This is a genomic window from Curtobacterium sp. ME26, assembly GCF_903970945.1.
GTDB lineage: Bacteria > Actinomycetota > Actinomycetes > Actinomycetales > Microbacteriaceae > Curtobacterium > Curtobacterium citri.
Map to the genome: position 1 here is coordinate 1 of NZ_CAJCKG010000006.1, position 12,783 is coordinate 12,783.

Annotated in this window: 12 protein-coding genes; 6 read left to right on the forward strand and 6 right to left on the reverse strand. The window is 70.7% G+C overall.

Translation table 11 applies throughout. The annotated features are described in order from the left end of the window. The 6 genes from H7A69_RS03560 to H7A69_RS03585 all read right to left on the reverse strand — a co-directional run. On the reverse strand, positions 1-239 hold a 239-nt coding region (locus tag H7A69_RS03560), incomplete at its 3' end, for a WXG100 family type VII secretion target (RefSeq protein ID WP_182045834.1). A 234-nt stretch (positions 240-473) separates the two neighbouring features. Further along, positions 474-926, reverse strand: a complete 453-nt coding sequence (gene rplI / locus H7A69_RS03565; RefSeq protein WP_069712629.1) for a 50S ribosomal protein L9 — start codon at positions 924-926, stop codon at positions 474-476. Positions 927-940: 14 nt separating this feature from the next. Beyond that, on the reverse strand, positions 941-1,198 hold the full coding sequence (gene rpsR / locus H7A69_RS03570; protein WP_017887834.1) for a 30S ribosomal protein S18: 258 nt from the start codon (positions 1,196-1,198) through the stop codon (positions 941-943). A 50-nt stretch (positions 1,199-1,248) separates the two neighbouring features. Next, complete coding sequence (locus H7A69_RS03575) at positions 1,249-1,827, reverse strand: single-stranded DNA-binding protein (protein ID WP_182045835.1); 579 nt, start codon at positions 1,825-1,827, stop codon at positions 1,249-1,251. 3 nt (positions 1,828-1,830) lie between these two features. Continuing rightward, the gene (gene rpsF / locus H7A69_RS03580; RefSeq protein WP_069712631.1) at positions 1,831-2,202 is read right to left on the reverse strand and encodes a 30S ribosomal protein S6; all 372 of its coding nucleotides are present in this window, start codon (positions 2,200-2,202) and stop codon (positions 1,831-1,833) included. 177 nt (positions 2,203-2,379) lie between these two features. After that, complete coding sequence (locus H7A69_RS03585) at positions 2,380-3,816, reverse strand: CCA tRNA nucleotidyltransferase (protein WP_182045836.1); 1,437 nt, start codon at positions 3,814-3,816, stop codon at positions 2,380-2,382. A 124-nt stretch (positions 3,817-3,940) separates the two neighbouring features. Here H7A69_RS03585 and H7A69_RS17265 point away from each other — a divergent pair, with 124 nt between their 5' ends. From H7A69_RS17265 to H7A69_RS03615, 6 genes are all read left to right on the forward strand, one after another. Beyond that, positions 3,941-8,092, forward strand: coding sequence for a DUF6049 family protein (locus tag H7A69_RS17265; protein WP_220456186.1), 4,152 nt, complete (start codon positions 3,941-3,943; stop codon positions 8,090-8,092). A gap of 88 nt (positions 8,093-8,180) precedes the next feature. Then, a complete protein-coding gene (gene trxB, locus H7A69_RS03595; protein WP_182045837.1) occupies positions 8,181-9,179 on the forward strand; it encodes a thioredoxin-disulfide reductase in 999 nt (332 codons plus the stop codon). A 62-nt stretch (positions 9,180-9,241) separates the two neighbouring features. Beyond that, positions 9,242-9,568, forward strand: coding sequence for a thioredoxin (gene trxA, locus H7A69_RS03600; protein WP_022832611.1), 327 nt, complete (start codon positions 9,242-9,244; stop codon positions 9,566-9,568). A gap of 202 nt (positions 9,569-9,770) precedes the next feature. Then, on the forward strand, positions 9,771-11,075 hold the full coding sequence (locus H7A69_RS03605; protein ID WP_182045838.1) for a PLP-dependent aminotransferase family protein: 1,305 nt from the start codon (positions 9,771-9,773) through the stop codon (positions 11,073-11,075). A gap of 41 nt (positions 11,076-11,116) precedes the next feature. Further along, positions 11,117-12,079 (forward strand): D-alanine--D-alanine ligase, encoded by a 963-nt coding sequence (locus tag H7A69_RS03610; RefSeq protein ID WP_182045839.1) that lies wholly within the window; start codon positions 11,117-11,119, stop codon positions 12,077-12,079. 218 nt (positions 12,080-12,297) lie between these two features. Further along, positions 12,298-12,771, forward strand: coding sequence for a YdcF family protein (locus tag H7A69_RS03615; protein ID WP_182045840.1), 474 nt, complete (start codon positions 12,298-12,300; stop codon positions 12,769-12,771). Positions 12,772-12,783: the final 12 nt, after the last annotated feature.

Genomic DNA, 12,783 nt, shown 5'->3' on the forward strand with positions numbered 1-12,783 from the left:
TTGTTGAGGTACATCGACATGCCCTCGAGACCCTCGATGGTCTTCGTCGCGCCGTCGTTGAACTCCTGGTACGAGCTGCCGAACGCGACCGACGACTGGTCCGTGACGTAGCCGCCGCTGATCAGCGAGTCGACGAGGGCCTTCAGCTCACGCAGCTTCGAGGTGATGTCCTGCTCACCGTTCACGAGTCGGGTCGCGGCGTCCTGCATCTCGCCGTAGGTGACGTTCAAGTTGGGCATGTCGTGCTCCTGGTCTCGATGTCGTTCGCCTCCGGTACCGGAAGCCGAGACGACGGTACCGGCGGGGATGCCCCCGAACGGGGGTGTTCGAGGGTTGTTCACCTGGAGTTCCGCAGCACGCGTCGGCGATGAACACGACGTGCACACCCGGCCGTCCGACAGACGCGACCCGCGGGCACGACGAAGGGCGGGCCTCCCGGAGGAGACCCGCCCTTCGACGGTGGTGGCGCTGCCCTACTTGGCGGCGACGACCTGGAGGGAGATCACCGCGGTGATGTCCTCGCGCAGGCGGACGGTGGCCTCGTGGTCACCGACGGTCTTGATGGTCGCGGGGACCTCGACCTTGCGCTTGTCGAGCGAGCCGACGCCCTGCGCCTGGACGGCGTCGGCGACGTCGCCCGGACGGACGGAGCCGAACAGACGACCGTCCTTGCCGGCCTTGACGGTCAGCTTGATGGTCGCGTTCTCGAGCTTCATCTTGAGGTCCTGGGCCTCTTCGATGGTGGCGAGCTCGCGAGCGGCACGGGCCGCACGGATCGACTCGACCTGCTTCTCGCCGCCCTTGGACCACGCGACGGCGAAGCCCTGGGGGATGAGGTAGTTGCGGGCGTAGCCGTTCTTGACGTCGACGACGTCACCGGCGGAACCGAGGCCGGAGACCTCGTGGGTGAGGATGAGCTTCGACATGGGAAGTCCTCCGATCAGCGGCCGGAGCCGGCGTAGGGGAGGAGCGCCATCTCACGGGCGTTCTTCACGGCACGGGCGATGAGGCGCTGCTCCTGGACGGAGACGCCGGTGATGCGACGGGCGCGGATCTTGCCACGCTCCGAGATGAACTTGCGCAGGGTCGCGACGTCCTTGTAGTCGATGACGCCGACCTTGATCGACTTCGCGGGAGCGGCGTTCTTGCCGCCCTTGCCGCGAGGCTTCCGGCGGTCGCCGGTGCTCTTTCCAGCCATTGTGATTCCTTAGAGAAGAAGAAGTTGTGTGTCCGTCAGACCGCTGAGGATCAGAACGGGGTCTCGTCGTCGTACGAGCCACCGGGCTGGCTCCACACGTCGTTCGACTGTGCGTTGCCACCCTGCTGGCCGCCCTGGGGCGACCACGGTGCGTCCGACTGACCGCCGCCGCTGTTGTTGCTGTTGCCGTTCCAGCCGCCGTTGCCGCCCTGGCCACCGGAGGCGTTGCCGCCACCGACCTGGCCACGACCGCCACCGGAGCCACCCGCGGCACGGGTGACCTGTGCGGTCGCGTAGCGGAGCGACGGGCCGATCTCGTCGACCTCGAGCTCGATGCTCGTGCGCTGCTGGCCCTCACGGTCCTGGTAGGAGCGCTGACGCAGACGGCCCTGCGCCATGACGCGCATGCCCTTCGTCAGCGAGCCCGCCACGTGCTCGGCGAACTCGCGCCACACGCTCGCCCGGAGGAACAGCGCGTCGCCGTCCTTCCACTCGTTCGCCTGACGGTCGAACGTGCGAGGGGTGGATGCGATGGTGAAGTTCGCCACCGCGAGCCCGTTCTGCGTGTAGCGCAGCTCGGGGTCCGCGGTGAGGTTGCCCACCACCGTGATGACGGTTTCGCCGGCCATGAGCTACTCGGCGGTCGCGGTCGCGTTGGCGGCCTTGCGGGCCGCACGGGCCTCGTCGCGCTGCTTCTGGGCGGCGACCTGGGCGATCGCCTCCTCTGCGCGGAGGACCTTCGTGCGGAGCACGGCCTCGGAGAGACCGAGCTGACGGTCGAGCTCCTTGGCGGCCTCGGGGCTCGAGGTGAAGTCGACGACGGCGTAGATGCCCTCGGACTTCTTCGCGATCTCGTAGGCCAGGCGACGACGGCCCCAGACGTCCACGTTGTCGACGGTGCCACCGTCGTTGCGGATGACCGCGAGGAACTTGTCCAGGCTGGGAGCGACGGTGCGCTCGTCGATCTCGGGGTCGAGGATCGCCATCAGTTCGTACTGGTGCATGCGGAACCCACCTCCTTTGGTCTCGGCGGCTCCGGGCGGTTCCCGGAGCAGGAGGGTTGATGCATGTGTCCGGACACGCAGGAGCGCGTGGACAACCCCACTAGCCTAGCTCACGGCCTGGAGGCGCGCCACCGGCTGTGCAGAGCGGCTCCGGCCCGCCAGGCGGTCCCGCGACACTCAGGCGGTCGCGTCGCGTTCGGCCCACCAGGCGCGCAGGCGGGCCTCGGCCTCGTCCGCGCCGAGGGGTCCCTCGTCCATCCGGACCTCGAGCAGGTACCGGTACGCCTCGCCCACGGCGCGTCCCGGCGAGATGTCGAGGATCCGCATGATGTCGTCGCCCGTCAGGTCCGGGCGGATCGCGTCGAGCTCCTCCTGGTCGGCCAGGGTCGTGATGCGTGCCTCGAGGTCGTCGTACGCGAAGCCCAGCCGGTCGGCCTTCCGCCGGTTCCGGGTGGTCACGTCGGAGCGGGTCAGCTCGTGGAGCCGTTCGAGCAGGGGACCGGCGTCCCGCACGTACCGGCGCACGGCCGAGTCGGTCCAGGCGCCCTCGGTGTAGCCGAAGAACCGCAGGTGCAGCTCGATCAGGCGGGCGACCGCGGCGATGGTGTCGTTGTCGAAGCGCAGCGCCCGGAGTCGCTTCTTCGCGAGCTTCGACCCGACCAGGTCGTGGTGGTGGAAGCTCACCGCCCCGCCGGGCTCGAGCTTCCGGGTGGCTGGCTTGCCGATGTCGTGCAGGAGCGCCGCGAGCCGCAGCACCGTGTCGGGCGCCTCGCCCGGGTGCCGCTCGACCTCGTACCCGATGGCCTGCTCGAGCACGATGAGCGAGTGCTCGTAGACGTCCTTGTGGTGGTGGTGCTCGTCGATCTCGAGCCGCATCGCCGGCAGCTCCGGCAGGAACCGCTCGGCCAGGCCGGTGTCGACGAGGAGCCGGATCCCGGGGACCGGGTCCGACGTGTCGAGCAGCTTGACCAGCTCGTCCCGCACGCGCTCGGCGGAGACGATGTCGATCGAGTCGGCGAGCGCGGTCATGGCGTCCCGGACCTCGTCGGACACCGTGAAGCCGAGCTGTGCGGTGAAGCGCGCGGCCCGCATCATCCGCAGCGGGTCGTCGCGGAACGACACCGGTGCGGCCTGGGGCGTGTGCAGGCGCTGCGCCAGCAGGTCCTCGACGCCGCCGTGCACGTCGACCAGCTCGCGCTGGGGGAGTCGGAGTGCCATCGCGTTCACCGTGAAGTCCCGGCGGAGCAGGTCGTCCTCGATGGTGTCGCCGAACGCGACCTCGGGCTTGCGCGTCTCGCCGTCGTAGACGTCGCTGCGGTAGGTCGTGATCTCGACCTGCTCGCCCCGGATGCGTGCGGCGATCGTGCCGAACTGCCGACCGACGTCCCAGGTCGCGCTCGCGATCGGCTCGACGATCGCGAGCGTCTGCTCGGGGGTGGCGTCCGTGGTGAAGTCGAGGTCGGTCACGGGGCGGCCGAGGAAGGCGTCGCGCACCGGTCCGCCGACCAGGGCCAGCTCGTGTCCGGCGTCGGCGAAGGACCGAGCGAGGAGGGCGACGGGCTCGGTGGCGGCGAGTGCGTCGAGTCGTTCGACGGCCTGGGCAACGGACTGCATGACGGACCTCATCCTCCCAGAAGACCGTCCACGAGTTCTGCACGGACCGAGCGCCCACGGGATCGTCCCCGTCTGCCCCTCGTACACTCGTGCTCGGCCGGAACCGACCCTCGGGCCTCCCTGTATGCAGATCCTCCGCTCCACGCTCGCCGCCGCAGCGACGGCCCTCGTCGCCATCGGTCTCGTCACCACGCCCGCGGCCACCGACGCCGTCCTGGCAGCCGGGACCTCGACGACGCAGACCGCAGCCTCCGGCACGACCACCCGGACGGCCGAGCCGACGGCCGCCGACCAGGGTCGGACCACCGTCTCGATCGCACCGGCGGACCGCGGGATCGTCCGTCGCGACGAGGACCTCGAGCTCACCCTCACCGTCACGAACGACACGGACCGGGACGTCCCCGCGGGACGGGCCGAGCTCGACATCTTCCGGTCCGAGAGCACGCGCGACGTCCTCGCCGACTGGCTCGACGACACCAGCACGTCCGGTTACCTCGGCGCCCCGATGGACACCGTGGACGTCCCGGCGGTCCCGGCGCACCGGACGGTGACCCAGACGGTGACCATCGTGCCGGGCAACGTCGCACTCGGTGGGTACTCGTCCTTCGGGGCCCGACGCATCGCCGCCGAGTACACCGCGGGCGACACCACCGCCGTCGCGCGGTCCGCCGTCACCTGGTACCCGGACTTCCAGCAGGCCCCGCTCGGCGTCTCGGTCGCGATGCCCGTCACGCTCCCCGCCACCCCCGACGGGGTCATCGGCGCGAACACCCTGGCCGCCGCGACCTCCGTCGACGGCACGCTGCAGCAGCAGCTCGACGCGGCGGAGGACCACAACGTCGCGGTGGCGGTCGACCCGCGGATCATCGCGTCGATCCGACTCCTCGGGCAGGACGCCCCGTCGACGGCGACGGCCTGGCTCGACCGGCTCGAGGGCCTCCGCAACGAGACCTTCGCGCTGCCGTGGGCCGACGCCGACGTCACCGGGCTCCGGCAGGCGGGTGCGGACGGCATCCCGGGCGTCATCTCCCTCGACCAGCAGGTCGACGAGGACCACTTCCCCGGCGCGAGCACCCCGACGCCGACCCCGACGGGTCCCACGGCCTCCGCCACCCCGGGCGACACGGCGTCGCCGTCCGACGCACCCACCCCGTCCGACGACGCCACCGCCGGCAGCACCGGCACCGAGACGGCACCGACCCTCCCCACCACCCGGGACCTGCTCGACTTCCCCTGGTCGCTCGACGACGTCTCCTGGCCCGTCGAGGGCACCGTCGCCACCGACGACCTGCCCGCCCTGGCGAAGGCCGGCACGGACACGACGATCGTCTCGAGCGGCAACACCTCCGCCGGTCCGGACACGACCGTCGCCGCGTCGGAGCGGATCGGCGACCAGCGCGTGCTCGTCTCCGACCAGGGCATGTCCGCCCTGCTGCGCGACGCGGCCGGGGCCACCGACCAGCAGCGCTGGGACGCGGCGATGGCGGAGCTCACCGCCACCATGGCGACCGCCGCACGGGCCGGCTCCGCCACGAGCCCCGTCCTGCTGACCCTCGGGCGCGACTGGCCGAACGACTCCGCGCGGTTGGGCCAGGCGCTCGACGCGATCGAGGGCACGCCGTGGGTCGCCCCGGCCGACCTCTCGACGGCCGCGAAGGCGACCGCTGGCTCGCTCACCCTCGCGCCGGCCGACGACGGCGAGCAGCGCCTCGCGCAGCTCCGGCGCCTCGTCGCCTCCGAGCGTGACCTGATCGGCTTCGCATCCGCCGTCGACGACCCGGTCGTGGTCACCGCCCCCGCACGCCTCGACCTGCTCGCCCTCGCCTCGAACGCCTGGCGGGTGGAGCCGGACGCGCTCGACACCGCCGTCGACTCCCAGGTGCAGGACTGGACCCGGACCACGAGCGAGGTGAGCATCCCGGACTCGAGCTCCCTGACGCTCCTCGGGGACCGCTCGTCGCTGCCGGTGTCGATCCGGAACCGGTCCGAGTACCCGGTCACGGTGCGCCTCACCGTGCAGCCGTCGAGCTCCGCCCTGCGCATCGTCCGCAACGACATCCTGGTCGAGCTCCAGCCGCAGTCCTCCACCCGTGCGACGGTCCCGGTCCGCTCGGTCGCCAACGGCAAGGTCACGCTGACGATGTCGCTGACGACACCGACCGGCGTCACGATCTCGCAGCCGTCCACCGTCGAGCTCAACGTGCAGGCGCAGTGGGAGACCGTCATCACCGCCGTCGCGGCGATCGGCCTCGTCGCGCTGTTCGGGTTCGGCATCTTCCGCAGCGTCCGGAAGCGCATCCGCCGCCGCAACGGCGAACTCGACGACGAGGACGACGACGACCCGAACCGGCCGCTCGAGGTCCAGCCCGACGCCCCCGGTGCGCCCCGCCGGACGGGAGGCACGCCCACCGTCGCGCAGGCGGCTCCCGCCGCCGCTGCGGCCGGCACCACCACCGTGACGGCTCCCACGCGACCCGCACCGCAGCAGGCGGGTCCGCGTCCTGCGGACGCGCCCGTGCACGACGGGGGTGCGCCGCGCCTCCAGTCCGGACCGCGCGACGAACCCGTCGTCGACCCCGACCGTGAACCCGAGGAGCCGACCATCAGCACGCAGCAGCAGCCCGCCGTCGACGCGGAGCCCGCGGCCGAGCGGAACCTCGGACGGGCGAGTGCGATGCTCGCGGCGGGCACGATGCTGTCGCGCGTCCTCGGCTTCGGCAAGACGTTCGTGCTCGCGTACGCGATCGGCCAGGCCCACTCGCCGGGTGCCGACGCCTTCGCGCTCGCGAACCAGCTGCCGAACAACATCTACGCGCTCATCGCCGGCGGCCTGCTCTCCGCGGTCCTCATCCCGCAGATCGTCCGGTCGATGCAGCAGAGCCGCGACGGCGGGACGGCGTACGTCAACAAGATCGTGACGCTCGGCGCCACCGTCTTCGTGGTCATCGCGGTCGTCGCCACGCTCGTCGCGCCGTTCCTCGTCTGGCTGTACAGCCAGCAGGCCAGCGGTGACGGCAAGGGCTTCACGCCGGCCCAGACGGACCTCGCGGTGGCGTTCGCCTTCTGGTGCCTGCCGCAGATCCTCTTCTACGCCCTGTACTCGCTCCTCGGCGAGGTCCTCAACGCGAAGCAGGTCTTCGGCCCCTTCACGTGGGCACCGCTGCTGAACAACGTCATCGCGATCGCCGGTCTCGTCGTGTTCATCGCCATGTTCGGCGGCCAGGAACTGAACTCCTCGGTGGGTGCCTGGACCCCGCTCAAGATCGCCGTGCTGGCGGGCAGCGCCTCGCTCGGGGTGCTGGCACAGGCCGCGTTCCTGCCGTTCTTCTGGAAGCGCGCCGGCCTGTCGTTCCGGCCGGACTTCCGCTGGCGCGGAGTCGGCCTGAAGGCGACCGGCACGGCTGCCGGGTGGCTCTTCGCGATGATCCTCGTGACGCAGCTGGCCGGGATCGTGCAGTCGCGCGTCGCCTCGCTCGGCACGGGTGCCGCGGGCAACGCGGTGCTGCAGAACGCCTGGCTCCTGTTCATGCTGCCGCACTCGATCTTCGCGGTGTCGATCGCGACGGCGTACTTCACGCGGATGAGCCACGACGCCGAGCGCGGGGACCTGGACGCCGTCCGGCGCAACCTGTCGCTCTCGCTCCGGATCGTCGGGCTCTTCACGGTGTTCGCGTCCGTGGCGCTGATCGTCGTGTCCGTGCCCTTCGGACGGATGTTCGCCGGCACCTTCGACCAGGCGCTCTCCATCGGCGCGGTGCTCCTCGCCTACATGCCCGGACTCGTGCTGTTCAGCATGCTCTTCATCATCCAGCGGGTGTTCTGGGCGATGCACGACCACCGGACCCCGTTCCTCATGCAGTGCGTGCAGTCGGTGCTGTTCGTCGTCGGCGCGCTGGCCGTCGCCACCTTCCCGCAGTCCGTCGTCGGTGTGTCGATCGCCGGGTGCACCACCCTCGCCGGCACGGCCCAGACGATCGTCGCGCTCGTCCTGGTCCGCCGCCGCCTGGACGGCATCGAGGGTCCGGTCGTCACCCGATCACACCTGCAGTTCGTCGTCGCCGCGCTCGTCGCCGGTGTCGCCGGTGCCGGCGTCGTGACCGCGCTCGGCGCCTTCGCGGCGGACGGGTTCGCGATGTCCGACCGCACCGGGGCCTTCGTCACGATCGTGCTCGCGGGTGCCGTCATGGCGGGCGTGTACTTCGGCGCACTCGTCGTCGCCCGCAACGGCGAGGTCTCCGGCGCGGTGTCCCTGCTCCGGAAGCGTCTCGGTCGCTGACCCCCGCCTGCGCGCACACCGGATCGGCGGAATGTCCCGCCGCTACCATGGGTTGACCCGGTCAGTACGCAACGGAAGGGCACCAGGCATGCGCCAGCTCATCATCATCGGTTCCGGTCCCGCCGGGTTCACCGCCGGCATCTACGCCGCGCGCGCGGAGCTCAAGCCCCTCATCGTCGCCTCGAGCGTCGAGACCGGCGGCGAGCTCACCAAGACCACCGAGGTCGAGAACTTCCCGGGCTTCCCCGAGGGGATCCAGGGCCCGGACCTCATGATCAAGATGCAGGAACAGGCCGAGAAGTTCGGTGCCGAGGTCCTGTACGACGACGCCGTGTCGGTCGACCTGACCGGTGAGGTCAAGAAGGTCACCGTCGGCTCCGGCGAGACGTACGAGGCCCTCGCGGTCATCTACGCCACGGGCTCGGCGTACCGCCACCTCGGCCTCGCCGACGAGGAACGGCTCTCCGGCCACGGCGTGAGCTGGTGCGCCACGTGCGACGGCTTCTTCTTCCGCCAGAAAAACATCGCTGTCGTCGGCGGCGGTGACTCCGCGATGGAGGAGGCCACGTTCCTCACCCGCTTCGCGGACAAGGTGACGGTCATCCACCGCAAGGACTCCCTGCGGGCGTCGAAGATCATGCAGGACCGCGCGACGAACGACCCGAAGATCGAGTTCGCGTGGAACAAGGAGGTCACCGCCATCCAGGGTGACTCCGCGGTCACCGGCGTGACGCTCAAGGACACGGTCACCGGCGAGGAGTCCGAGCTCGCGCTCGACGGCCTCTTCATCGCCATCGGCAACGACCCCCGCACGCACCTGATCCACGGCCAGATCGACATCGCGCCCGAGGGCACGATCGCGGTCCAGGGCCGCTCCTCGAAGACGAACCTGCCGGGCGTCTTCGCCGCCGGCGACGTCATCGACCCCACCTACCGCCAGGCCATCACGGCCGCGGGTTCCGGTACCGTCGCGGCGCTCGACGCCGAGAAGTACCTCGCGGAGCTCGACGACGCCCTGACCGACCAGGCCGAGGGCGTCACCCCGGAGTCGCCCGCGACGATCGACGTCGAGGCCGCACGGGTCTGACCCACTCGGAATACCGCAGCGGCGCCGCCGTTGTACCCACTGAACTTCTCGAAGGAGCACACATGTCCAACGCAAAGGCCGTCACCGACGCCACCTTCTCGGACGAGGTCCTCAAGTCCGACAAGACCATCCTCGTCGACTTCTGGGCCGAGTGGTGCGGCCCGTGTCGCGCCGTCTCGCCGATCCTCGACCAGATCGCCGCGGAGCACGCCGACAAGATCGAGATCGTCAAGCTCAACGTCGACGACAACCCGCAGTCGGCCATGAACTACCAGATCACGTCGATCCCGGCGATGAAGGTGTTCAAGGGCGGCGAGGTCGTCAAGACGGTCATCGGCGCGAAGCCGAAGCCGGCGCTCGAGGCCGACCTCGCCGAGTTCCTGGCGTAGTCCACCCCAGCACCACCGGACGGCCCCGTTCTCCCCGGAGAGCGGGGCCGTCCGCCGTTCCCGGGTGCGGGCTGCGCGGCGTTCCCGGGCGCGGGCTGCGCGTGGCAGGGCCACAGCTTCAGGATCGGCCCCCGCCTCCCACCGCGGATCCGGCAACGGATGTCGTAGTGTGGCGGGAATGTCCCACTGAACGGAGTTCACGATGACGAACGGCAACAGTCTCGACCCCTGGTACGACTCCTACGCCCAGCGCACCGCCGGGCTGAGCGCCTCCGAGGTCCGAGCCCTGTTCGCCGTCGCCTCGCGGCCCGAGGTGGTCTCGCTCGCCGGCGGCATGCCCTACGTCTCCGCGCTGCCGCGTGAGCTCGTCACCGGGTCGATCGACCGCGTGATGACCGAGGACGCCGCGATGGCGCTGCAGTACGGCGGGGGACAGGGCCTGCGGTCCCTCCGCGAGCACATCGTCGACGTCATGAGCCTCGAGGGCATCCGCGCCAGCGCCGAGGACGTCGTCGTCACCACGGGGTCGCAGCACGCGCTCGACCTCGTCACGCGGCTCTTCATCGACCCGGGCGACGTCGTCCTGGCCGAGTCGCCCTCGTACGTCGGTGCCATCGGGGTCTTCCGGTCGTACCAGGCGGAGACCGTGCACGTGACGACCGACGAGCACGGCCTGGTGCCCGAGGCGCTCCGCGAGGCCATCGCGAACCTCCGGACCCAGGGCAAGCGGATCAAGTTCCTGTACACGATCCCGAACTTCCACAACCCGGCCGGTGTCACGATGAGCCGCGAGCGTCGCATCGAGGTGCTCGACATCTGCCGCTCGAACGGCATCCTCGTGCTCGAGGACAACCCGTACGGGCTCCTCTGGTTCGACGAGCCCGCGCCGCAGGCCATCCGGTCCATCGACGACGAGGGCGTCGTGTACCTCGGGTCCTTCTCGAAGACCCTCGCACCGGGATTCCGGGTCGGCTGGGCCCTCGCACCGCACGCCATCCGCGAGAAGCTCGTGCTCGCCAACGAGTCGGCCGTCCTCGCTCCGAACTCCTTCGGCCAGTACGTCGTGAACGCCTACCTGGACGCCGCGGACTGGAAGGGCCAGGTCGACACCTTCCGCGGCCTCTACGCGGAGCGCAGGGACGCCATGCTGTCCGCCCTGGGGGAGTTCCTGCCCGACCTGTCGTGGACGAAGCCGAACGGCGGGTTCTTCGTCTGGCTCACCCTGCCCGAGGCCCTCGACTCGAAGGGCATGCTGCCGCGCGCGGTGAAGGAGCTCGTGGCCTACACGCCCGGTACGGCGTTCTACGCCGACGGACGCGGCGGTGGCAACATCCGGCTGTCGTTCTGCTACCCGACGCCCGAACAGATCCGTCTCGGCGTCAAGCGCCTCGCGACCGTGGTCAACGACGAGCTCGAACTCCTCGAGACGTTCGGCCACGCCACGCGGCCGAGCGCTGTCCGCGAGCCGCGCACCTCGGTCGTCGCACCGCCGCCGAACGTCTCCTGACCAGCACTTTTTCGTTGTAGTACCACCCGGAGGACCCTCGCATGGCCGAGCTCACCCGTCGTCACGTCGTCGTCGTCGCGGGAGGGATCTCGCACGAGCGGGACGTCTCCCTCCGGTCCGGGCGGCGCGTCGCGGACTCGCTGACGGGGTACGGCTGGAAGGTCGACCTGCGCGACGCCGACGCCGGGCTCCTGCCCGCACTCCGCGACGACCGGCCCGACGTCGTGTGGCCGGCGCTGCACGGTGCCTCGGGAGAGGACGGCGCACTACGGGGCATCCTGGAGGCGCTCGACATCCCGTTCGTGGGCTCGCGTTCGACCTCGGCTCGTCTCGCCTGGGACAAGCCCACCTCGTCCGCGCTCGTCGCTCGCACCGGCGTGCGGACGCCGCGGTCGGTCACGCTGTCGCACGACGTCTTCCGGGAGCTCGGCGCGGTCGGTGTCCTCGAGGCCATCGCCGGCGAACACCCGGTCCCGCTCGCCGTGAAGCCCGCTCGGGGCGGCAGCGCCCAGGGAGTCACGCTCGTCGAGGATCCGCGCGATCTCCCGCGCGCGATGGTCACGGCCTACACCTACTGCGACGACGTGGTCGTCGAGCAGCTCATCCGCGGCACCGAGGTTGCGGTGGGGATCATCGACACGGGTGACGGCCCCGTGGCGCTCTCCGCCGTCGAGATCGTCCCGAAGAACGGCCCGTACGGGTTCGAGGCGCGGTACAACGCGGGGGAGACGACCTTCTTCACGCCGGCACGCCTGGCGCCGCAGTTCGCCGAAGCTGCCGCGGACGCGGCGAAGACTGCGCACGCCGCACTCGGTCTGCGCCACCTGTCCCGCGTGGACCTCATCATCGACGGGGCGGGCACCCCGTGGTTCCTCGAGGCGAACGTGTTGCCGGGGCTCACCGAGACCTCCCTCGTCCCGCAGGCACTCAGTGCCTCCGGCTTCGACCTCGGGTGGACCTACGCCGAGCTGGCCGAGCAGGCCATCCGCGACCACCGCGGCTGATCATGCGCCGGCTCGATGTTCCACGTGGAACGTCGATCGCGCGGACAGTCTTGATCGCCGCCGGTGCTCTGAGCGCAGTGCTCGCGTGGGGAGAGGCCGTACACGCGCGGGCACACGCTCGACAGGAGCTCGAGCTCCCCCCGGAGCGTGCACGAACGGCACGGGTCTGTGAGGCTCTAGGAAATCGTCGAGACACCCCTGCGCGGTGCGCCGTCCTCGTGCTCGGCTTCGCCGACCGCGGTCCTCGGGCCCACGCAGTCAACCGCTGGCGGGCTCGTATCGGCGCCCGTACCGCAGCACGACTCGTCGCCGAGGGCTTCGCGGTCGAGGTCGTGGCCTGCGGGGGAGCCGTGCGCGGAGCAGTACCCGAGGCCGACCTCCTGGCCGAGGCGTTGCGGGAGGCTGGCTGGCAGGGCCGAATCCTCCTGGAACGCGAGAGCACGACGACGTGGGGGAACATCGCGTCAGCGCGTGCACTCGTCGGCGACCTCGACGCGATCAGCATCTGCTCGAACGGTCTGCATGCAGAGAAGGCCCGTGCGTACCTCCGACGCCAGGATCCGGATCTCGGCTCCCGGCTGGTGTCAGCGGACGACTACCGCTTCCCCGAGATGAGTCTGCTCAAGCCGGTGTTCGCCGTCGTCGGCCTGAACAAGCTGCGTCAGCCCTGCCGGGCCGACTCGCACGGCTGAGCGCGTCGCAGC

What these genes read in the sequence shown, in the direction of transcription:
- rplI (WP_069712629.1), bottom strand. Translation starts at nt 926, where the DNA reads ATGTCGAAGCTCATCCTCACCCACGAGGTCTCCGGCCTCGGTTCCGCC.
- rpsR (WP_017887834.1), bottom strand. Translation starts at nt 1,198, where the DNA reads ATGGCTGGAAAGAGCACCGGCGACCGCCGGAAGCCTCGCGGCAAGGGC.
- H7A69_RS03575 (WP_182045835.1), bottom strand. Translation starts at nt 1,827, where the DNA reads ATGGCCGGCGAAACCGTCATCACGGTGGTGGGCAACCTCACCGCGGAC.
- rpsF (WP_069712631.1), bottom strand. Translation starts at nt 2,202, where the DNA reads ATGCACCAGTACGAACTGATGGCGATCCTCGACCCCGAGATCGACGAG.
- H7A69_RS03585 (WP_182045836.1), bottom strand. Translation starts at nt 3,816, where the DNA reads ATGCAGTCCGTTGCCCAGGCCGTCGAACGACTCGACGCACTCGCCGCC.
- H7A69_RS17265 (WP_220456186.1), top strand. Translation starts at nt 3,941, where the DNA reads ATGCAGATCCTCCGCTCCACGCTCGCCGCCGCAGCGACGGCCCTCGTC.
- trxB (WP_182045837.1), top strand. Translation starts at nt 8,181, where the DNA reads ATGCGCCAGCTCATCATCATCGGTTCCGGTCCCGCCGGGTTCACCGCC.
- trxA (WP_022832611.1), top strand. Translation starts at nt 9,242, where the DNA reads ATGTCCAACGCAAAGGCCGTCACCGACGCCACCTTCTCGGACGAGGTC.
- H7A69_RS03605 (WP_182045838.1), top strand. Translation starts at nt 9,771, where the DNA reads ATGACGAACGGCAACAGTCTCGACCCCTGGTACGACTCCTACGCCCAG.
- H7A69_RS03610 (WP_182045839.1), top strand. Translation starts at nt 11,117, where the DNA reads ATGGCCGAGCTCACCCGTCGTCACGTCGTCGTCGTCGCGGGAGGGATC.